20 protein-coding genes and 1 pseudogene are annotated in these 19,905 nt (G+C 51.3%); 10 read left to right on the forward strand and 11 right to left on the reverse strand.

The window, feature by feature from the left end:
* The coding region (locus J4F31_08400) for an AI-2E family transporter (GenBank protein MCE2496582.1) at nucleotides 1–493 on the reverse strand (493 nt) is incomplete at its 3' end.
* A 282-nt stretch (nucleotides 494–775) separates the two neighbouring features.
* On the opposite strand from J4F31_08400, the gene J4F31_08405 reads away from it, so the two are divergent.
* Together J4F31_08405 and J4F31_08410 are read left to right on the forward strand one after the other, a co-directional pair.
* The gene (locus J4F31_08405; GenBank protein ID MCE2496583.1) at nucleotides 776–1,342 is read left to right on the forward strand and encodes a hypothetical protein; all 567 of its coding nucleotides are present in this window, start codon (nucleotides 776–778) and stop codon (nucleotides 1,340–1,342) included.
* A gap of 36 nt (nucleotides 1,343–1,378) precedes the next feature.
* Nucleotides 1,379–3,001 (forward strand): mechanosensitive ion channel, encoded by a 1,623-nt coding sequence (locus tag J4F31_08410; GenBank protein MCE2496584.1) that lies wholly within the window; start codon nucleotides 1,379–1,381, stop codon nucleotides 2,999–3,001.
* 83 nt (nucleotides 3,002–3,084) lie between these two features.
* Here J4F31_08410 and J4F31_08415 read toward each other — a convergent pair.
* Nucleotides 3,085–4,443: pseudogene (locus J4F31_08415) on the reverse strand (peptide MFS transporter).
* A 93-nt stretch (nucleotides 4,444–4,536) separates the two neighbouring features.
* Here J4F31_08415 and J4F31_08420 point away from each other — a divergent pair.
* From J4F31_08420 to J4F31_08435, 4 genes are all read left to right on the forward strand, one after another.
* Nucleotides 4,537–5,490, forward strand: coding sequence for a tryptophan 2,3-dioxygenase (locus J4F31_08420; protein MCE2496585.1), 954 nt, complete (start codon nucleotides 4,537–4,539; stop codon nucleotides 5,488–5,490).
* A gap of 3 nt (nucleotides 5,491–5,493) precedes the next feature.
* Nucleotides 5,494–5,913: a BLUF domain-containing protein gene (locus J4F31_08425; GenBank protein ID MCE2496586.1), complete on the forward strand. Its 420-nt coding sequence runs from the start codon at nucleotides 5,494–5,496 to the stop codon at nucleotides 5,911–5,913.
* Nucleotides 5,914–6,058: 145 nt separating this feature from the next.
* Nucleotides 6,059–6,895 (forward strand): VOC family protein, encoded by an 837-nt coding sequence (locus J4F31_08430; GenBank protein ID MCE2496587.1) that lies wholly within the window; start codon nucleotides 6,059–6,061, stop codon nucleotides 6,893–6,895.
* Nucleotides 6,896–7,153: 258 nt separating this feature from the next.
* A complete protein-coding gene (locus J4F31_08435) occupies nucleotides 7,154–7,699 on the forward strand; it encodes a YceI family protein (protein MCE2496588.1) in 546 nt (181 codons plus the stop codon).
* A 50-nt stretch (nucleotides 7,700–7,749) separates the two neighbouring features.
* Here J4F31_08435 and J4F31_08440 read toward each other — a convergent pair whose 3' ends face one another.
* From J4F31_08440 to J4F31_08475, 8 genes are read right to left on the reverse strand one after another with little or no spacing between them, the layout of a single operon-like run.
* A complete protein-coding gene (locus tag J4F31_08440; protein ID MCE2496589.1) occupies nucleotides 7,750–8,508 on the reverse strand; it encodes a tetratricopeptide repeat protein in 759 nt (252 codons plus the stop codon).
* Nucleotides 8,505–10,271 (reverse strand): protein BatD, encoded by a 1,767-nt coding sequence (locus J4F31_08445; protein ID MCE2496590.1) that lies wholly within the window; start codon nucleotides 10,269–10,271, stop codon nucleotides 8,505–8,507. The genes J4F31_08440 and J4F31_08445 overlap by 4 nt, the downstream gene beginning before the upstream one ends.
* Complete coding sequence (locus J4F31_08450; protein MCE2496591.1) at nucleotides 10,271–11,062, reverse strand: tetratricopeptide repeat protein; 792 nt, start codon at nucleotides 11,060–11,062, stop codon at nucleotides 10,271–10,273. The genes J4F31_08445 and J4F31_08450 overlap by 1 nt, the downstream gene beginning before the upstream one ends.
* Entirely contained in the window at nucleotides 11,059–12,090 is a 1,032-nt protein-coding gene (locus J4F31_08455; GenBank protein MCE2496592.1) for a VWA domain-containing protein, read from the reverse strand. The genes J4F31_08450 and J4F31_08455 overlap by 4 nt, the downstream gene beginning before the upstream one ends.
* A gap of 6 nt (nucleotides 12,091–12,096) precedes the next feature.
* Nucleotides 12,097–13,089 carry a VWA domain-containing protein gene (locus J4F31_08460; protein MCE2496593.1) on the reverse strand — a complete coding sequence of 331 codons (993 nt, stop codon included), beginning with the start codon at nucleotides 13,087–13,089 and terminating at the stop codon, nucleotides 12,097–12,099.
* Nucleotides 13,086–14,012, reverse strand: a complete 927-nt coding sequence (locus J4F31_08465) for a hypothetical protein (protein ID MCE2496594.1) — start codon at nucleotides 14,010–14,012, stop codon at nucleotides 13,086–13,088. The genes J4F31_08460 and J4F31_08465 overlap by 4 nt, the downstream gene beginning before the upstream one ends.
* Entirely contained in the window at nucleotides 14,009–14,878 is an 870-nt protein-coding gene (locus J4F31_08470; GenBank protein ID MCE2496595.1) for a DUF58 domain-containing protein, read from the reverse strand. Before J4F31_08470 ends, J4F31_08465 begins: the two co-directional genes overlap by 4 nt.
* Nucleotides 14,879–14,913: 35 nt before the next feature.
* Nucleotides 14,914–15,921 carry an AAA family ATPase gene (locus J4F31_08475; GenBank protein ID MCE2496596.1) on the reverse strand — a complete coding sequence of 336 codons (1,008 nt, stop codon included), beginning with the start codon at nucleotides 15,919–15,921 and terminating at the stop codon, nucleotides 14,914–14,916.
* A 149-nt stretch (nucleotides 15,922–16,070) separates the two neighbouring features.
* Here J4F31_08475 and J4F31_08480 point away from each other — a divergent pair, with 149 nt between their 5' ends.
* The 4 genes from J4F31_08480 to J4F31_08495 all read left to right on the forward strand — a co-directional run bounded on the left by J4F31_08480 (nucleotide 16,071) and on the right by J4F31_08495 (nucleotide 19,248).
* Nucleotides 16,071–16,685, forward strand: coding sequence for a patatin-like phospholipase family protein (locus J4F31_08480; protein ID MCE2496597.1), 615 nt, complete (start codon nucleotides 16,071–16,073; stop codon nucleotides 16,683–16,685).
* A gap of 723 nt (nucleotides 16,686–17,408) precedes the next feature.
* The gene (locus tag J4F31_08485) at nucleotides 17,409–17,861 is read left to right on the forward strand and encodes a BamA/TamA family outer membrane protein (GenBank protein ID MCE2496598.1); all 453 of its coding nucleotides are present in this window, start codon (nucleotides 17,409–17,411) and stop codon (nucleotides 17,859–17,861) included.
* Between the two features lie 84 nt (nucleotides 17,862–17,945).
* Nucleotides 17,946–18,812, forward strand: a complete 867-nt coding sequence (locus J4F31_08490) for a fructosamine kinase family protein (protein ID MCE2496599.1) — start codon at nucleotides 17,946–17,948, stop codon at nucleotides 18,810–18,812.
* A gap of 52 nt (nucleotides 18,813–18,864) precedes the next feature.
* The gene (locus tag J4F31_08495) at nucleotides 18,865–19,248 is read left to right on the forward strand and encodes a hypothetical protein (protein ID MCE2496600.1); all 384 of its coding nucleotides are present in this window, start codon (nucleotides 18,865–18,867) and stop codon (nucleotides 19,246–19,248) included.
* A gap of 203 nt (nucleotides 19,249–19,451) precedes the next feature.
* Here J4F31_08495 and J4F31_08500 read toward each other — a convergent pair.
* A partial coding sequence (locus J4F31_08500; protein ID MCE2496601.1) for a hypothetical protein occupies nucleotides 19,452–19,905 on the reverse strand: 454 nt, incomplete at its 5' end.

Below are 19,905 nucleotides of genomic sequence, written 5' to 3' on the forward strand. Positions count from 1 at the left end.
TCACGAGATCGCCCATAACGTTCACGATGCTTTTGAGGAGCCAGGTGCCAAAGTTGGCCAGTGGCTCGCGATAATGCTCCAAAAAAGTTTCGAAGTTGAACGCGGCTTCGTTCCACAGGTCGTACAGACGATTTCCCACGACGGGGAGTTCTTGAATGGCCTCGTCGGGCTCGGCGAAGCGGAATACACCCGAATCGAGCTCGCGCTTGATCTCTTTGGCCGTTTTGGTCAACGAATGACCGATTTGAATGCTCGGAATTATGAAGAGGGCAATCAGTGCCACGATCATAACGGCTGAGGTAAGGATACGCTTTCCGCGAAGTAGTTTGATTAGCCTCTTGTAGAGCGGGTACAGCGAAACAGCGATGATCGATGCCCAAATCAGCATCACTAAGAATGGGCGCGCGATCATGAAGCACCAAAAAATGATCAAGGTCGCCAAGGCCAGGCGGAGGTATACGTCGAGTGGACGTTTCGATGGGCTATTAGTCATGGGTTGGGTTTGTAAGTACTTCGAATGTAGCTTTTTCCGATGCTTTACATTCCGCTAAAAGAGCGAAAGTTTTAATTTAGGGCTACCAACCAAGCCCTTTCTCTTGAAAAGATCGCTCTTCATTTTATTCGCTTTTGTTTCTTTAATGGCCTTTGCCAGATCGGCGACTCCGATTCGCTACAGGCGATTCCCACTATTGAATTATCCGAGATCAGCACGGCTCGCGTAGAGTTGATCGAGTATTTCAGATCCGACGTACAGAACTAGCTGCTCGATTCGCTCATGGACGACCGGAGGGCTCGTCTCGACACCCTGCGGTTGAATATCGATTCGCTGAGTGAGTTGACCGATCGCGTGCTGTTGAACGATCAATTTTCAGGAACGCTCGAAGGGCTGAAACTTCGTTGGACCGAGTTAGATGGTAAGTTGACACCTCTTGTGACGGAACTTTCAGCTAGGAACAAACAGCTCGAAAAGGTCGAATTGAATCTCAAGCTTTACAGAGATTCATGGTCTCAATTGTTGGCTCTGGTGGAATCCGGCGAATCGAAGAAGGATTTGGCGGAACGTATAGGGGTGACCATTTTCAGGATCAATAGTGTCTTTGAAGTGGCCGACGATAGTTTTGAAGAAACCTTGGAGGTTGAATCGTTGGCGACGGAACTGGTACTGCGCATTCAATCGAATAAATCGAGGATCGAGGAGGCCAAATCACGCGAACTGATCTCGCGGATAACGGAACGTACGAGACCTATATTTTCGAGAGGAAATGATACCCTCGATGCGCCTGCCATAGAATTCAAAAAACTACTCTGGCTGGCTCGATCCGATGCTAGACTTTACCTGTAACAGCAAAAGAACAAGACGCTTTGGTTCATTCCCTTTATGATCGTATTCCTTTTCGTGTTTAATCGGATGAAGAGTAACATGACCTTGGATGATGAGGTGTATGCCGATCGCATAACTCAGAGCCTCTTCAGAAGACCCTGGCTTTCAGCGGTGTACTACGCCTTGTTGGCCGTCATACTTTACCTTCAGAATGCACCCGCTCTTATTTCGTTGGGAATGTCGATCCTAATGCTGACCGTTTTTCTGTTGGTCTTTCTACAGAACATTCGCGAAGGGCAGAAATGGGTCGTGCCGTCCTCGGTATTGTTGTACCTGATATTCGAGATAGGAGTGATCAATACGGGTCCGACCGCCGAGCGCATTTTCTTATTGGTACTCAATGCCCTGCTCATTTATGGGCTCCTACGCATTTACAGACGCCGGCACGAGTTTGACGGGGTCAACGCCTGGTGGGTTCATGTGCTCCTTACGCTGACACCTTTATTGCTGATCCTTCAAGGCGGTGCGCTGGTGGCCAACGTTTTGGGCTATCATATTTTCTCATTGATGTTGGTCGATGGAACCGTGACAACGTTGATGGCAGCGGTGTTCATTGGGCTCACTTTTCAGTCGCTTAATGTCGCGATCAAGACTTGGTTCACTTCCGGTATCCGGAATTACGGAAACCGCTGGAGTCCGGAAGCTCGTCAGCGGGCCATACGTGGGCTTTACAGGATCTTGCTCCTTATATCGTTTCTCCTCTTTGGTCAAATCGTGCTCAACGGGTTTTACATTTTCGACACTTTGGGAGTGTGGTGGCGCGACTTTATTTCCATAGGAATGGAGATCGGCGATTACAAAGTCACGCTATCTGATGGACTCAACTTTTTCCGCGTATTGATCATTACTTGGTTGACCGTAGGCCCGGCCGTTCTCTTCTTGCGCGAAGAAGTGCTGATGCGGCTCGATATGGAACGCGGGGTGCCCATGGCCATAAGCTCCATAACGAGCTACACCTTGGTCACCTTCGGGGTGTTCTTGGCCCTCAGCAAGCTCGGTTTCAACTTCGCCAATTTGGATCTGCTGGCCGGGGCCCTTGGTGTGGGTATTGGTTTCGGGCTTCAGTCGATAATCAATAATTTCTTGAGCGGACTCATTCTGGTATTTGAAAGACCGATCACGGAAGGCGACATAGTGCGTATCCAAACCGATGAGGGCGAAGTGATCCGCATTGGAATTAGAGCCACGACACTGCGGCTATACGACGCTTCAGAGCTGATCGTTCCGAATAGTGACATCGTTTCGCAGAAAGTGATCAACTGGACCTTGGCGAATAAGCAACGGCGTTTGCGGTTCGAATTCGTATTGCCGGTAGCGGGAATCGAGCCGTCGAAGGTGGTGTATTTGATCGAGGACGCTATGAAGAACATCATTCAAAGCGCTGATCTTCCTGAGCCGGCCGTGTTCTACGATGGAATAGAAGACAACAAAGCCAAGTTCTACATTCACTTTTGGGTGGAGCGCGAGATCCTATTCACGAAGAATAGAGTTTATACTGAGATACACCGGGTCATGAAGGAGCACGGTATTGGTATGATTGTTCCAAGCGCGATCTCGCTCAAGCAGGTTGATGAGCACTCCTTTAAAGAGGATAAAACCGGAGAAGAGGAGAGGGCTTAGGCTGTAGGCAATAGGCCGTGAGCCATAGGGCATAGGCCATGGGCCGTAAGCTATCAGCCATATTACTTAAGAATTCTGAAGAATTATTCCGGATCCGTCAGTGGTGAATCGGGCGTAATGTCCTCGGCTCCGTGGGCTAATCCTTTGAGCTTTTTCACGAACAGTACGAGGACCAACCCAAAGAGTACGCAGAAGCTGAATACTCCTAAAAATATGGCCATTTCACCGGCTTCTTGTGCGGCCTCACCGACCAATCCGGCCACTTTGTTTCCAATTCCGCTCACGAAGAAATAGGCCCCCATCATGAAGCTGGCGTATTTAGCCGGAGCAAGCTTGGTGATGTAGGACAGGGCGATGGGCGAAATGCTCAACTCACCGATAACGTGTAGCAGGTATGCTCCGAACATCCAATAGATCGATGCCTTTCCGTCTGCCGAGTTAAAAGTTTGTTGAGCGGCACCTGCCAACAGCAAGAATCCGAGTCCAGTTATAATGGTTCCCATTCCCATTTTGAACAGACTGCTCGATTCGCGCCCCCATTTTCGCCATTGAACCCAAAAGTAGGCCATCGGGGCACCGATGAGGATCACGTAGAATGCGTGAAGTGCCTAGAGGAAGCTGGCCGGAACGGTAAAGCCGAACATGACCCGATCGATTTTTTCCTTGGCGTACAGATTCATGAGTCCACCCGCTTGTTCATAAGCTCCCCAAAAAACGATAACGACCATGAAGGACAGCAGCAATACCTTGAGACGGTCCTTTTCAATGGAAGTAAGTGGTTTTGACCGCGGTTGGCCTTCGTCCCGAGAGGGACTATGAAACTCGCCAATTCCCTTAAGGTGTTTTTGGCCGAATACGTACACGACCTGTCCAATGGCCATTCCAATTCCGGCCAAACCGAATCCGTAATGCCAGTTGATGACTTCGCCGATATAACCTACGAGGAGTGGTGCGGCGAACGCACCGATATTGATACCGATATAGAAGATCGTGAAGCCCGAATCGCGCCGTGCGTCCCCCGGCCTGTAAAGTCCACCGACCATGGTACTGATGTTGGGTTTTAGTGCACCTACACCGAGTACAATGAAAACCAATCCAGTGTAGAAGGCCCATAGGGCGTCGATAGCTAGCACGAGGTGACCAATGCAGAGCAGAACTCCACCCAACATTACCGTCTTCTTTTGTCCGAGGAGTCGATCCGCGACGATTCCGCCAGGGACCGACATCACATAAACCATCATCGTATACCAACCGTATAGCTCGAGTGCGGAGGCGTTTTCCCAGCCGAGTCCGGCGTTGGAAGCCGTGGTTTTGGCAGTGAGGTAGAGGACTAGGATAGCGCGCATTCCGTAGTACGAGAAGCGCTCCCAGAGTTCGGTAAAGAATAAAACGTAGAGTCCGGCCGGGTGGCCGAAGATCATTTTTTGGTCTTGTTGAGGCATAGTTTTCGTTTGTTCGCGGGGAAAATACAAAATGCGCGATGGGATGCGAAGTGTGCGGGAAAAACTAACTTGCGATAACCTAACCGACCATGCATGAACAGAGAAGAATTACTTAAGGCAATCGACGAGAAATACAGGGCTATTGGGCAAAATCCGGACGTTCATTTGAGCGGATTGCTTCACGCCAAGCCCATGACCTATTGGGATTATATTCAAGTCGATGCCTTGTTGGGACTTCAAATACAGCGCACGCAACACCCCGATGAAATGGTGTTTATAATGTATCACCAGATCAATGAGCTCTTATTCAAGATGATCCTTTGGGAGATCGAGCAGGTCGCTAAAGCGACCGATGTATCTGCCGAAAAGTTCGCGATGCACGTTGATCGTATTAGCCGGTATTTCGATATGCTCACTGAGAGTTTTGCGATCATGGGTAAGGGAATGGAGCGCGAGCAGTACATGAAATTCCGCGATACGCTAACGCCGGCGAGTGGATTCCAGAGTGCACAGTACAGAAAGATCGAGTTCGCGAGTACGGACCTGATCAATTTGATCGATGCTCGTTTCCGAGATACCATCGACCGAAACACACCTTTTGAGCACGCTTACGAGCACTTGTATTGGCAAGCGGCCGGAAAGAACTACGAAACGGGGGATAAGACCACCCTTTTGGCCAATTTCGAACGAAAGTATATGGAGGAGTTCATTACCTTCATGAAGGAATACAACAAATCGAATCTGCAGCTCATTTATCTCCGGTTGCCGGCCGAAAAGCGAAACGATGAAACCCTAATCGACGCCTTGCGTCATTACGACCATACGGTAAACGTGAAGTGGGTAATGAGTCACTACACGGCGGCATCGCAGTACTTGGGCGATTCGGAGGCAACGGGCGGATCCGAGTGGCAGCGGTATATGCACCCAAAATTCCAAAAACGGATCTTCTTTCCCAATCTTTGGACAAAAGAGGAACTGGAAGACTGGGGAGTGGAGAATTTAGAAGACCACAAAAGTTGGAACGAAGCCCAAGGGGAAAACACCTAAACAATGAAGTCACTGATTTACTTGAGCACGGAGAGTATTCCTTTCGATGAAGATGAGTTAATGGAACTGTCCGTATCGTCGAAAAAGAGGAATAAAGAAAGGGGAATTACAGGCTTTATCAGCTACAAAAAAGGAGTGTTCATTCAGTTCTTGCAAGGCCCTGAAAATTCAGTTAATCAGTTGTTTAGCACCATCTCCCAAGATCGTCGGCACAAGGTGAAGAACCGTATGGACCTCGATTTCGAGAATGCTCTTTTTCCGAACCGGGGAATGCGGTATTACGGCCATGAAGAATTGGGTCCTACGCGCTTTGCAGATATCCTTGAACTCCTACTTTCGCGTTTGTCTACCGCTCTAAGTGAAGGCCAGATCAAAAAACTCGTCTCGGGAAATATTGAACGAATTGCCATTCGCTCGCGTTAAAAGAACGTTTTGGTAAGATATTTGACGCCAAATGACTAGAAATTAGTTAGTTTGGCTTAGAACAAGTCACGGTCATGAAACAACTGCTCCGTATATTCGGTGGACTTGTGGTTGGATTGTTTTTTTTGCGAGCTGTGCTCGGCCATTGACATTTCCTGCTTTAGAGGCAGAGGATCAAGAAGTGTATCATCAAGGATCGATCGTCCGGAGAGAGTTCATTGTACACGAGACCGAACGAATAATCCCCTTTTATCAAGAAGTTTTTGGTTGGAAGATCGACCCGATCTTCGACGGGGAAAATAGCTACTACCTAGTTCGCAATAACGAAAGACCAATTGCCGGTATCTGGTCCATTGGAAATAAAGACCCTTCGTCGGGCGGTGAATGGATTCCCTTTGTATCGGTTGAGAACGTTTCGGCTTCTGCCGATCGCCTGCGCATCATGGGCGGCTCAACTCCGGGCGATGTATTCGATATGAAAGGACGCGGTAAGGCGGCGATCGTTCGCGACCCTCAAGAAGCCATGTTTGGAATGCTGCGTGCAGATCACGGTGATCCTGAGCCTCAGGAGGGAATCGGAGAGTTCGTATGGACGGAGCTGTGGGCCGAAGATCCAGCGGCAGTTTCGCGTTTTTACAGTGGCTTGGGCTATGAGCTCGAAGCCCAATCAAAGAAATTGAATCCTTATTACCTTTTAAAGAATCGCGGAGAACGCATTGGTGGGGCGATAAAAAACCCTATGTTGGAAACACGTTCTTTTTGGGTTTCTTATATTAGTGTCGACAACATAGCTGTCGCTGTCGAAAAAGTGAAGTCGGCCGGAGGTACGGTGTACTTGGAGCCGACAGAGAAGTTTCGCGATGGAAGAACCGCAATTTGCGCCGATCCGTCAGGGGTTCCATTCCTTCTTCAGCAGGGATCAGTTAGCCTAAAGACAGACGACACATGGCACCGAAATCAGGCCGCTTGCGAGGATTGCTGACCCTTATCGTGGGGGCCGTACTCTTACCGGGAGTCGTTTCGTGAAGTGCATCATTTATGGTCGAACAGGCAGGCCTCTCCCAACACTACGGACCACTTACCAAAACTTCTCGAGCCGAAAGCAGTATGCTTCACCACTCGAGCCGCGTGCACCGCTGATCTTTTTCTCGATTAACATTCCGCATTTCTTAATCCAGTTCAATAGACGTAGGTACATCTATTTCGGAAATTTGCCGTATCAACATTAAAACATACGTAAATGGAAGCTACAGCAACTACGACGAATACCAAATGGACCATCGACGCTATGCACAGTGAGGTGCAGTTCAAAGTAAAGCACCTGGTGATCAGCACGGTGACCGGAACGTTTAATGAGTTCAACGGATCCATCGACTCAGATGGAGATCAATTCGATGGAGCACGGGTACACTTCGAGGTAGACGTTAACAGCGTCGATACCAATCAAAAAGATCGCGACAATCACTTGCGCTCGGCTGATTTCTTCGACGTTGAAAACTATCCGAAAATGATCTTTGAAGGTCGCTTAGCCAAATCAGGTGAGGACAGCTACACGCTCAACGGCCCTTTGACCATTAAGGACACGACCAAAGAAGTTAGCCTTGCCGCAGAGTACGGTGGTACCATGGTCGATGGTTACGGTCAAACCAAGGTAGGCTTCGAAGTAACCGGCAAGATCAACCGCAAAGATTTCGGATTGAACCGGAGCCAAGTAACCGAAGCGGGTGGAGTAGTAGTCGGAGACGAAATTAGAATGCTCTTTAACGTGCAATTCGCACGTCAGTAAGGCATTACCACAAAAATAGTTGAAGCCGGGCCAATGGTCCGGCTTTTTCATTAGATCTTCTCCACGTCCTCCTCGGGGATCCACCCGATCTTTCCATCGACCAGGCGCACCCGCACCCAGCCGCTGTAGCTTTCGCGCACCATCACTTTTGTGCCTTCATGGAGAACGAAAAGGTCCTCGGCGTCGGCATCGGGCCCTGACTTCACGTACGTATTCGCCACGAGTATGATTCCGCTCGCGTTATTCTTCCGAAAACTCGCCTCACTTTCCGCGATCACATTCGCCAGTATAGAGATTCCTAGAAAGACCAACGCAACGATAACGACAATGGGCCTGCGGCCCGATGAACCCCTCACGAGCACTATAGACATCGCTCCCCCGAGAGAGATCAAAAAAGCCAGGAGCCCAAGCAGGGCCCAGCCATTAGGGGTGAACGCCGAGGCCACTGAGCGGTAAAAACGGGTGAGTAATGGCCGAGGCAAGGGTTCAATTTCATCTACGCGTTGGCGCTCGGCAATGGCGAGGTTATGAAGCGCCTCCTCATCGTTTCCGCCCAACTTCAGTGCTCGCTCGTAACTGAGGATGGCCCGGGCCAGCTGACCGTTTTGATAATAGGCGTTTCCCAAATTGTAATAGAGGGTGGGAGATACCCTTCGGGCCGCGAGGCCCGACTCATAAGAATCGATTGCCTCGGAGTACAACCCCTGCTGATAAAGTTCATTGCCGCGTTCAAATGCCTGTTCGACTGGGCCGGCGATGGACGTCAACGTCAATAAAATCGCCGTCAATATGTTGATGCACTTTTTCATTTCAGCACGTCTTCTAGTTCGGTGATCAGTTCCAGCGTTTCGCGGTAGTGGCGTTCCTCTGATGCTGCTCCGCCCGATGGCGCATAGCGTGCGAACGATGCGGTGTCCCATAGCTCTTTCACGCGCGCCTGCTGCTCGCCGGAAGCGCCGTGGTTTCCGAGTTCGTCGAGCACGCGATCGAGCCCGAGTCCGGCCAAATCCATTTGCAATTTGTCGCGAACATAGCCTTCGAGGGCGCGAGCGATCTCCTCGTAGAATTCGCGATGCGCACCGGCATCGAGCTTTTTCTTCGCTTCGGCGAGTCGCTTGGTGGCTAGTTTGCGCGCCTTACGGCGTTTTTGTCCTGCCACATCGGCTGCTTCATCGGCCTTTCGTCTGCGCCAAATCATGGCTCCCGCAAACGCTAAAAGCCCGATCACATAGGCTAGCCAACGCATCACACCGGTTCGGAATCCACCCGATGGATCCACCGTACGACCCAATTCCGTTTTAATGAAAAGGATGTCCTCATTCAGATAATCGACCCCTTCGCGACCGCGCTGGCCAACACCACCAACCGAAGAAACGCCGCTGGGGTCTTCCGACCCGCCGGTCACCTTCAAAGTGAACTGCGGGCTCTCGAGCTGTACGTACTCACTATTGCGCGTATCGAAGTACGAAAAGGTCATTTCGGGAATCTTGTACGCCCCGTTGAACCTCGGGATCAAGAGGTATTCGTTCTTTCTGGACCCCTGCAAACCACGTGAGTTCGGCGAAATGCGCTCCGAATATTTGGGGTCGTACGCCTCTATCGAACTGGGGATCTCAGGCTCGGGCAGTTCGAACAACTTCAGGTTTCCGATCCCGCTCACGTCTACCGTAAGCGTGGCCGATTCGTCGGCCGTTACAGAAGTGTCGATCAAGCTGACCTCGAAACTGTATTCACCCACGGCACCGCTAAAATTACTAGGGCGGCCTGCGGCCGGAAGGGCGGCTACGTCGACCTTTACGACCGGACTCTTGGCCGTATAACTCACGTTTTGGTAGACCGGCCTCCCGAAAAAATCGCGCTGCCGGGTCGGTACCGCGGTCTCGAGATCCAATACGAATGCATCGATCTCTAATTCGCCCGTTTTCTGGGGTATCAATACATATTTCTTTAGGGTCGCTACATTGAACAGCTTGCCGTTATAATTCTCGCGCTCCTCGCGTTGGTTCTTTAGCTCGATCTCTTCCTTGAAGAACCCATTGAGATTTGGCGTTTGCCCAGTGTAGTTTCGAATCTGGCCGGCATAGTACAGCTTGTAGGTCACGGTAATGGGTTCACCCACATAGACGTCGCGTTTACTCACGAATACGCGAAGTATATTGCTACGCTCGGCAATGGCATAAGGATCGTTGGAGTCGCGCGGCTTTTCAGCTTGTGGGACAACCTTGATCTCCACGGCATTTGTCTTTCGAGCCTCACCTTCTAATCGCGCCCGGGCAGGCCCGATCGTGAATGTTCCGGTTTGGGTGGGCTGCAGTATATAACTGTAGCTGAAGGTAGTGCTCATGCTGCCGTTGACGATGTTGGTCGACTGCTGTTGCGACGGCCCACCAACCACTCGAAAAGGTCCAAAATCGGGGGGATGAAAGTCGGACCAACGGTCATTCGCCTCAAAGGTGATGCGAAACCGCTCGGTTTCTCCGACCACGCTTTCGTTCACGTAGGCTTTAAAGGTGGTCTGTGCCGGGGTCGAAACCGAGATCAGGGTCAATATGACGATCGCGATCCTTTTCATCACCAGTCTTTCTCCTTTTTCGTTTTCTTGGCTTTCACCTTTTCCTTCTTGAGCTTTTCCTGCACCTGTTGCTCCTGTTGCTGCAGCGCTTCGAGCAATCGCAAAGCTTCTTCGCGACTGATTTGGCCTTCTATGGGTTGCTGTTCGCCCTCCTGAGGCTGTTGTTTTTGCTCATCTTCGCCATGTTGTTGTTGTTGCTGTTGTTGATCTTTCTGCTCCTGTTCTTGATCTTGTTGCTGTTGCTGCTGTTGTTCCTGCTGATCCTGCTGTTCTTGTTGCTGTTGCTGATCCTCCTGCTGCTCGTCGTTTTGCTGATCCTTATTCTCGTTTTGCTCGTTCTTGTCCTTGTCTTTTTCTTGCTGCTGCTGTTGCTTCAGCTGTTGTTGAGCATAAGCGAGGTTATGCCGTGTTTCCCCGTCGGTCGGATTTGCGCGGAGCGATTGCTTGTAGGCCTCTACGGCTTGGTCCCACTGTTGAGTCGCAGCATGTATGTTTCCGATATTGTGGTAGCTCTTTGCCCTGAGGTCCGGGTCGTCTGAAATTTCTGCTGCGGTTTGAAATTCCGCGAGGGCATCATCGAGCCGTTCCTGACGGAACAACGCGTCCCCGAGGTTAAAGCGAGCCTTCGCAAGGGCTCCATCGGCCCGTAGGGCCTCAGAATAAGCTACCTCGGCATCGTCGAATGAGCCCTTTATATAGGCCTCGTTACCCGAGCGGATCAGGGCATTGGGATTCTGGCCGCTGGCACTGGAGGCCAAGGCGATCCAAACGATAAGCAGTGCGTACTTCATGACTGGAACAATTTAAGGCGATTCCACCAACTTTTGCGTTCGCTCAGGGATGCGTCGAGCAGAAAGAAGAATAGGGCGAGGCCCAAGAAGAGGGGGAATTGATCTTTGTATTCCGAAAAGACCTTGCTTTCGATCTCTTCGCGCTGCATGCTGTCCAGCGTATCTTCGATGAATTCGACCACCTCTTCGGTTCGGTCTCCATCGATATAGCGTCCGTTTCCGGCCGAGGCGATCGCAACGAGTTGATCGCGATTGAGTTTGGTGACCACGACTTTGCCGTTGCGGTCCTTTTTGAAATCGACCGTGCGGCCATTGACCTTTTCGGGAATGGGTCCGCCTTGCAGGGTTCCGACCCCGATGGTATAAACCAAGATGCCCTTATCGATCACGGCCTTGGCGGCGTCTTGGGCTCCTTCTTCATGATCCTCGCCATCGCTAATGATGAACAGCACTTTGTTCTTGGTGGTCTCTCCCGAGCTAAAGTACTCATCGCCCAATTGAATGGCATCGGAGATGGCGGTTCCCTGGCTCGGCACGATGTCGGTATTCACGGTGCGCAGGAGCATGCGAGCAGCTGAATAGTCCGTGGTGATGGGTAGCTGAGGGTAGGCGGAACCTGCGTAAACGACCAACCCGATACGGTCGCTTCCCAGGGCATCGAGGGTTTTTCCGATAATCTGTTTGGCCTTTTCGAGCCGATTGGGAGCCACGTCTTCGGCGAGCATAGATTTCGATACGTCAAGGGCGAATACTACGTCCACTCCTTTGCGCTTCACTGTTTCGAGTTTGGATCCTACTTGTGGGTTGGCCAGCGCTACTATGAGGCAGGCCAGGCCAAGGGAGGTCCACAAGGTTTTAAATACGTGCCTGCTTTTTGTGGCATCGGGTGCTAGGCGGTCCGCAGCTAGGGCAGAGCCAAAGCGCGCACGGGCCCGTTTTCTCCATTGAGCCCATAGCGCATGTGCCAGCCACAACACCGGTAAAAGTGCCAGTGCATAGAGGTATTCAGGATGTTCCCAACGGTACAACTCCATTTAGAATGCGCTTTTAAATATGGTCTTTCTGAGAAGGAAGTCGATCAGCACTAACGCCGCGGCGATCAGCACCAATACGGCGTACTTCTCTTCGTACTCGTAATAGGTCAGTTCTTCGAGCTGGGTTTTCTCCAATTGGTCGATCTCTTCGTAGATGGCCGATAACTTCTCATTGTCGGTGGCCCGGAAGTATTTTCCCCCTGTCAGATCCGCGATCTCCTTCATACGTTCTTCGTCGATCTCTACTTCGACTTGTACCACGCGCTTACGGCCAAAGACATCAGTGGTAGGTTTAGGGGCCATGCCCATAGAGCCCACTCCTATAGTATAGACTCGAACGCCATATTCTTGTGCAATCTCGGCAGCCGTCAACGGGTCAATAAACCCCGAGTTGTTGACGCCGTCCGACATCAAGATGATCACTTTACTTTCGGCCACACTTTCTTTGAGTCGGTTCACGGCAGTGGCCAAGCCCATTCCGATGGCCGTTCCATCGTCGATACGGCCAAATTGCACATCGGCCAAGCTGTTGCGCACGATGCGGTGGTCAGTGGTCAGCGGTGATTGAGTAAAGCTTTCACCTGCATATACGACCACGGCGAAACGGTCGCTCGGCCGGTCGGCAACGAATTGCGCGGCTACTTCTTTCGACGCTTCGAGGCGGTTGGGCTTGAAGTCCATGGCGTCCATGGAGCTCGACACATCCAGGGCCAGCACAATGTCAATTCCTTCCGTTGAACTGGTTTTTTTTCCCGTTTCCGAAGTTCGAGGACGTGCCAGTGCAACCGTAATGAGGGCGAACGCCGCAATGCGCAGGATCGGAATCACCCGCCGCAAGATGCCCAGCACATCACTGCTGCTGTGGGCTTGAATACCCGTGTGCATGAGTGCGGCGCTGCCACGTAAGAATTGGCGCCACTCCCAAATGATGATCAGAGGTATGAGGAGCAAGGCCCAAAACCATTCCGGATGCACGAATTCCCACTGGCTCATGATTCAAGGGCTTTTCGTTCGAACAGGGCGGACTCGTGTACGGCATCGATGAAATTTCTCGCTCGCCTAAAAGCGCACTCACAATCTTCATCGCCAAATCGCTCCTTGGCGAACTTCACCATATCCGCTTCGCGCATAAGGCCTATGAAATCTTCCCGGACTTCAGGCTTTATGGGTTGATCTATCAAGAGCGTTCGGGTTTCTTCGGTAGTGCTTTCAAGAGCTGGAATTCCACATTCTTGTTCGAGGTACCGTCGGGCAATATCGGTGAGGGCATCGTAGTATTCTTTGACCTCTCCCTTTTGCCAAAGCTTGTTTTCCCGCAAGCGACCCAGGTCCGAAACGGCCTGCTCGTATGGGTCGACTCGGACCTCAACTTTGGTTTCTCCACCTTCTTTCTTTCTTCGGCTCCGCCACCAGGCAAACAGACCAATAAGCGCGCCTGCCAATGCGATCCACAGGCCAAGCTGTTGGAGCCATTCGCCCAGCGTCTTTGGCGCGTCCTCGGGAGCCTTGATATCATAGGGAGCCTCTTGTAATTGGTCGATGGTGTTCACCGTCAGAAAAAGGGGGTCGCTAAAGATCGAATCGCCGTTGACGAGGAGCGGAAGAGGTTGAATGACGTAGTATCCGGAATCCCACACCGTAACGGTCAGCCGTTGCTCGAGCAGCATTTCGCTGTCGAGAAAGGTAGTGTCGATCTCCGATCGATCGATGACCTCTGCATCGCTTAGCGTATCACCGACCATTGGCCATTGAACAAGCTCTGCGTTGCCAACGGTCGCGCGCAGCTTCACCTGTATCTGTTCACCAATTAGGATCTTGTTGGTATCGGCCTGCATATACCATTCGGTTTGTTGCGCACGCGCAACAAACAGCGACAGCATCAGCAATAGCGACAAAATGGATTTTACCTTGTTCATGCAGTTCGGCGTTTGAAATAGCCCAACATCTTTTTCACGTAGCTCTCATCGACTCTACAGTTGATCGCTCCGGCACCCGCTCGAGGGAAGCCACTTAAGAATTCCGCTTCTCGCTCCAGGAACCAGGCTTTTTGCCTTCTTCGAACGCTTTTGCTACCCGTGTTGATCCATTTTTCGATTCCTGATTCAGGGTCTTTCATGGGCAGCAGCCCAACGTTCGGAAGATCCTTTTCGCGCTCGTCGTAAATACGAATTCCGGTGAGGTCGTGCCGTTTCGCCGCGATCTTAAGCGCATCCGTATATCCGCTATCGAGGAAGTCGCTCAAGACGAATACAATCGCCTTGCGCTTCATCATATTGCTCAAATAGCTCAGCGCTCCGCTAATATCCGTCCCCCGCCCCTTAGGGTCAAACTCAATGAGCTCTCGAATGATCCGTAGCACGTGTTTTCGGCCTTTCGCCGGCGGAATAAAAAGTTCTACCTGATCCGAGAAAAGTAGTAGACCGATTTTGTCGTTATTCCCCAAAGCGCTAAACGCCAAAACTGCGCTGATCTCGGTCAAGATCTGTCGCTTGGTTTGTTCGCCCGACCCAAATGATTCAGATGCGCTGATGTCTACGGCCAGCATCAAAGTTAGCTCCCGTTCTTCTTCGAATACCTTGATGAATGGTTCTTTGAATCGAGCCGTGACGTTCCAATCGATGGCCCGAACATCATCGCCGAACTGATACGGCCGTACTTCGCTAAAAGCCATACCGCGCCCCTTGAACGAGCTGTGGTACTCGCCCGAAAACAGGTGGTCGCTCAAGCGCTTCGTCTTGATCTCTATGCGACGTACCTTTTTGAGTACTTCGGAAGTATCCATGAGGCAGCGGTTTCTATTTCGTTTGGTTCGAGATCTTACGGTACCTCAACGGCATTCAAGATATCGCGAACGATATCTTCGGAGGTCACATTCTCGGCTTCGGCTTCATAGGTTATACCGATCCGGTGGCGAAGTACATCCATACAAACGGCCCGTACGTCTTCCGGTATCACATAACCTCGACGCTTGATGAAGGCATGTACTTTCGCTGCTTTGGCCAGGTTGATGGACCCGCGTGGCGAAGCGCCGTAATTGATCAGCGGCTTCAAATTCGAAAGCTTGTACACCTCTGGATTCCGAGTGGCAAAAATGATATCGAGAATGTACTGCTCGATCTTTTCGTCCATGTACACTTTGTGGATCATCTCCCGCCCTTTCAAAATGTCTTTCGTGTGCACGACGGGTTTTATTTCGGCGCGCTTCGCGGCCAGATTCTGACGCATGATCAAGCGTTCATCTTCTTTCTTGGGATAGTCGATCACGGTCTTTAGCATAAAGCGGTCCATCTGCGCCTCGGGAAGCGGGTAGGTCCCTTCTTGCTCCACCGGGTTTTGCGTCGCGAGCACCAAGAAAGGTTCTTCCAAATTGAAGGTCTCCTCTCCAATCGTCACCTGGCGTTCTTGCATGGCCTCGAGCAAGGCGCTCTGAACCTTGGCCGGTGCCCGGTTGATCTCATCGGCCAACACGAAATTGGCGAAGACCGGCCCCTTTTTGATATTGAATTCGTTCTTGGCCATGTTGTAGATCATGGTTCCGATCACATCGGCAGGCAGTAAGTCCGGGGTGAACTGAATTCGGCTGAATTTTCCGTCTACGGCATTGGCAAGCGAATTGATCGCCAAGGTCTTGGCCAAGCCCGGAACCCCTTCTAGTAGAATGTGTCCTGAGCCTAATAATCCGATCATCAACCGTTCGACCATGTATTTTTGACCGACGATAACCTTGTTAACCTCGTTGTTGATCAAGTCGACAAAGGCGCTTTCGCACTCTATTTCTTCGTTCAGTGCCCGAATGTCAAATTCAGAAGCTGATGGTATGTCCATTTGTTTCACTTTTTGTGGCCTCAAGGTAACGAAGCCGGAGAGAATGGGTTCAAATTTCTTAAGCACAACGCTTGTAGTCAAGAAATCGCCACATACCAAGGCGTTAAAATTTTCTTAATTCCTAACTTTCCATACCTAATTGTCAAACCGTGAAGAGATTATTATTCCCCGTATTGCTCCTGTTGTCTCTACCGTTGTATGCTCAAGACCGCCCAAAGTTCGGAGTCGTTCTATCGGGTGGTGGGGCTAAGGGGGCAGCCCATATTGGCGTGCTGAAGGCTATGGAGGAGGCGGGCCTACGGCCCGATTTCATTGCCGGAACTTCCATGGGAAGCATGGTAGGAGGGTTGTACGCGATCGGATTTTCGGCCGATGAGATCGAACAGATCCTATTGAATATTGACTGGAACTTGGTGCTCTCGAATCAGGTACCCTTGAACTGCATCTCCTTTGAAGAAAAAGAATACTACAACCGGTATTTGGTTGAATTCCCCATCGAAGGGTACCACCTTAAACTCCCCTCCGGCCTATACGCTCGACCGAATCGACATAAAGCTCCCGGCGGATCAATCCGATTTGGAACGGCTTTTTATGGAACATCTTTCGCAATCCGTGCTGCATTCGGGAGACGATTTCAATCTCTATGCGATCATCGACGACAAACGACGATTGCTCGAACGCCTGCAAAACAACGGCTACCACTACCTAACCATGGGCGATCTGGAGGTGCTGGCCGATACTTCGGGCGGTGTGCGAACGGTTGATCTGCGTTTCGGCCTGCGGCCGGATGTGCAGCGCCACAAACTTCAGCCGACCTCGATACAGCGGTTCGATGTCGCCATTGACACGAATAAGACTTTCCAAACCGTGGTCTTCGAAGATTGGTCCATGCGGGCCGACACCAACCAATTCAGCCCCCGACTCATTGAGCGTTGCGTACGGATTGACCCCGGCAAAAAGTACAAGTATGCTCAAAAGAGCAGCACCATAACCAACTTATCGTCATTAGGGGTGTTTCGATCCATCAACGTGAATTATACGCCCGATCCGACCGACAGCACAAAGGCGCGGGCGACTCTTAACCTTCGCGAGGCCAATCGATTCGAACTGGGTGCGGAAGGAACGGTCACCTCTAAAAGCAACAGCTTTTTTGGTCCGTCCGTAGGTCTTCGCCTCAAGCAAAAGAACCTCTTTGGAGGGGCACAAAACATCACTTATGGGGTCGATGCCTTTCTCGATTTCCCGATCGGCGCACTGAGCGAATTCTCCTCCAATTCGTACGGCTTCAGCCTCAATGCGGAATACGACTATCCGGTGATCGGCACGCCCTTCGGCATCGGCAAACGGGAGATCGGCGGACTGCCTAAAGGGTCTATCAATGCCGCTGTCGATTTTAACGATCGGGCCGATTATTTCCGGGTGTTGAACTGGCGAACCGACTTCGGTATCACGTGGAAGAGCTCAAAGTACGTATCGCACCGAGTGAATTGGGTGAGCATCAACTACAACAACCTAATCGAAACCACGGCACTGTTCGATTCGCCGTCGGAAACAGCAACTACATGCCCTACATAAAGCAGTACTACGCGGGCGGAATGAACAGCTTGCGACCTTTTGCCCCGCGTATCATCGGCCCGGGAACCTACTTACCCGTAGAAGATAACCTCAATTCGGTCAATAACATTACCCAAAGTGGGGACATCGTTATCGAGGGAAACATCGAGTACCGTTTCCCGATCGTTTACAAACTCAAAGGCGCGCTTTGGTCCGATTACGGAAACATATACCTCCGCGAACCCGATCCCCTGCGTCCCGGCGGTGCCTTCGAATTCGACACCTTCCTCGACAAAATGGTGGTCACGGGCGGCTTCGGTTTACGGCTCGATCTCGACTATTTCGTGATTCGTTGGGATGTCGGATTCACCCACTATTACCCCTGACTCGATCCGGGCAGCCGCTGGATCTGGAACAACGATGTCAACATCATGGGAGGGGTCTTCGGAATTGGCTATCTTTTCTGACCCATGAACGCACTTCTGCAAAACATGTTGCGCCATTTCGACCCCGAGCTTCGTTTTTTGAGCGCGAGTGCGGTCTCGGGCGGGTCTATCAACAGAGCCTATCGGCTCGATACGGATCGCGGTTCCTTTTTTCTAAAGCACAACTCGGTATCGGCACGCCCCGGAATGTTCGACCGCGAGGCCGAGGGGCTGGAGGCGCTTCGGGTTGCGGGCGGACCCCGAACTCCGGAGGTGCTGTACCGCGGAACCGCCAAGGACCAGAGCTTTTTATTGCTCGAATGGGTCGCATCGGGCCGAGAAGGCCCAGAATCATGGAAAACCTTTGGGACACAGCTCGCCACTTTGCACCGACAAAGCAATGACGCTTTCGGTGGGCTGGCCGATAATTACATGGGTTCGCTGCCTCAGAGTAATCGCGACCACCGCGATTGGCCGAGCTTTTTCGTGCAGGAGCGATTAGAACCGCTTGTGCGCCAGGCGCGCGATATGGGTGAACTCACGCGAGATGATATGCCTCTTTTCGAGCGATTGTTTCACAAAATGGACCGTCTTTTTCCCGATGAACCACCGGCCTTGATCCACGGAGATCTTTGGGGCGGTAACTATCTGTGGGATGAGGCGGGTGCCCCGGTCCTTATTGATCCGGCAACGCACTACGGACACCGCGAAATGGACTTGGCCATGACTTTTTTGTTTGGTGGGTTTTCGCCCGAGTTGTATCGTTATTATATCGAGTCATATCCACTTGAGAAAGGTTGGCGCGAGCGTATTCCGTTGTGTAACCTGTACCCTCTATTGGTGCATGTAGTACTGTTCGGGGGCGGGTATGTGCACGATGTGCGTGGGAATTTATATCGCTTCGTGAAGTAGGAATCGGGCAAAGCGTCAGAATCGTTAACTTCCATTTGCTAAATCTTCTGGAATGAAAATCAAACAATGGATGGGCATTGCGCTGACGTTGATTTGCTCGTACGGTTGGTCTCAAGACACCGATGGAGCAGGTCACGACAATGCGGCTGCTCTAGCGAATAATCCACTCGCGAACATGACGGCCTTTAATATTCAGGATTACTACGTGCCAAAGCTGACGAATACGTCGTCTGATGCATATTTGAATACTGCTTGGTTGCGATTAGCTAAGCCGTTTGCGGACGGACGTTTATTGCTGAGGGTATCGACGCCCTTGCCGACCGTTGGTAGTCCGGCAGCTGGCGATGTGGTGAGTTCGACCAGTGGGTTGAGTGATATCAATGCTTTTATTTGGTGGTGGCACGTATCTTCGCGGTGCACCCATATGGGGCTTTGACCTCGAGAACAACGCCTATTCAACACCCATCGGCTTGGGTGTAGGTCGTGTGGTTCGCGTAGACGATACGGTTTTCAACCTCTTTATTGAACCTCAGTATTCCGCTCTGCACAATGGGGCGCAGCCACTATTTCAAGTGTTTACAGGAATCAATTTGCAGTTTATGAATTGAGCTCTTTCCGGGATCACCTAAGGGCTTTCCGTCAGGGCTGATTGTACCAGAAAATTCGGTCCGTAACCGTATATTCGAACACCTCAGAAGGTCGCCCCACGATCACTTGCAGGGTGTAGATTCCGGTTGAAGCGTGTGCTGGGGGAGAGTCTATGATTTGGCCGCTGCTAAAAATAACCCGGCCGTTCACGCCCACCATGCGCCACTCCACAATGCTATCGGTTTCGTGGCTCAGCTCAAGGTGTAAACGCTCGCCTTGCTGGTAGATCGTTAAACCGGGTTCGACCCACTCGACAGGTTCTGGCTCCTTTGCTTTGAGCTCAACGATCTTGTGATTGTGTAGGTTGGGGTTGCTGCCTTGCCAATGGTTGGTGGCAATGAATACGCGTCCGTTCGGAGATGTGCAGATATCGCGCAGTCGGTCAAAGCGTTCATCGAGCGATATAGCTTCCTCGACCAATGATATGCCATCGAAACTCAGCTGG

It is taken from the genome of Flavobacteriales bacterium (genome assembly GCA_021296215.1).
In the GTDB taxonomy this organism is placed as follows: domain Bacteria; phylum Bacteroidota; class Bacteroidia; order Flavobacteriales; family ECT2AJA-044; genus ECT2AJA-044.

What these genes read in the sequence shown, in the direction of transcription:
- J4F31_08405 (MCE2496583.1), top strand. Translation starts at nt 776, where the DNA reads ATGGACGACCGGAGGGCTCGTCTCGACACCCTGCGGTTGAATATCGAT.
- J4F31_08410 (MCE2496584.1), top strand. Translation starts at nt 1,379, where the DNA reads ATGATCGTATTCCTTTTCGTGTTTAATCGGATGAAGAGTAACATGACC.
- J4F31_08420 (MCE2496585.1), top strand. Translation starts at nt 4,537, where the DNA reads ATGAACAGAGAAGAATTACTTAAGGCAATCGACGAGAAATACAGGGCT.
- J4F31_08425 (MCE2496586.1), top strand. Translation starts at nt 5,494, where the DNA reads ATGAAGTCACTGATTTACTTGAGCACGGAGAGTATTCCTTTCGATGAA.
- J4F31_08435 (MCE2496588.1), top strand. Translation starts at nt 7,154, where the DNA reads ATGGAAGCTACAGCAACTACGACGAATACCAAATGGACCATCGACGCT.
- J4F31_08440 (MCE2496589.1), bottom strand. Translation starts at nt 8,508, where the DNA reads ATGAAAAAGTGCATCAACATATTGACGGCGATTTTATTGACGTTGACG.
- J4F31_08445 (MCE2496590.1), bottom strand. Translation starts at nt 10,271, where the DNA reads ATGAAAAGGATCGCGATCGTCATATTGACCCTGATCTCGGTTTCGACC.
- J4F31_08450 (MCE2496591.1), bottom strand. Translation starts at nt 11,062, where the DNA reads ATGAAGTACGCACTGCTTATCGTTTGGATCGCCTTGGCCTCCAGTGCC.
- J4F31_08460 (MCE2496593.1), bottom strand. Translation starts at nt 13,089, where the DNA reads ATGAGCCAGTGGGAATTCGTGCATCCGGAATGGTTTTGGGCCTTGCTC.
- J4F31_08465 (MCE2496594.1), bottom strand. Translation starts at nt 14,012, where the DNA reads ATGAACAAGGTAAAATCCATTTTGTCGCTATTGCTGATGCTGTCGCTG.
- J4F31_08470 (MCE2496595.1), bottom strand. Translation starts at nt 14,878, where the DNA reads ATGGATACTTCCGAAGTACTCAAAAAGGTACGTCGCATAGAGATCAAG.
- J4F31_08475 (MCE2496596.1), bottom strand. Translation starts at nt 15,921, where the DNA reads ATGGACATACCATCAGCTTCTGAATTTGACATTCGGGCACTGAACGAA.
- J4F31_08490 (MCE2496599.1), top strand. Translation starts at nt 17,946, where the DNA reads ATGAACGCACTTCTGCAAAACATGTTGCGCCATTTCGACCCCGAGCTT.
- J4F31_08495 (MCE2496600.1), top strand. Translation starts at nt 18,865, where the DNA reads ATGAAAATCAAACAATGGATGGGCATTGCGCTGACGTTGATTTGCTCG.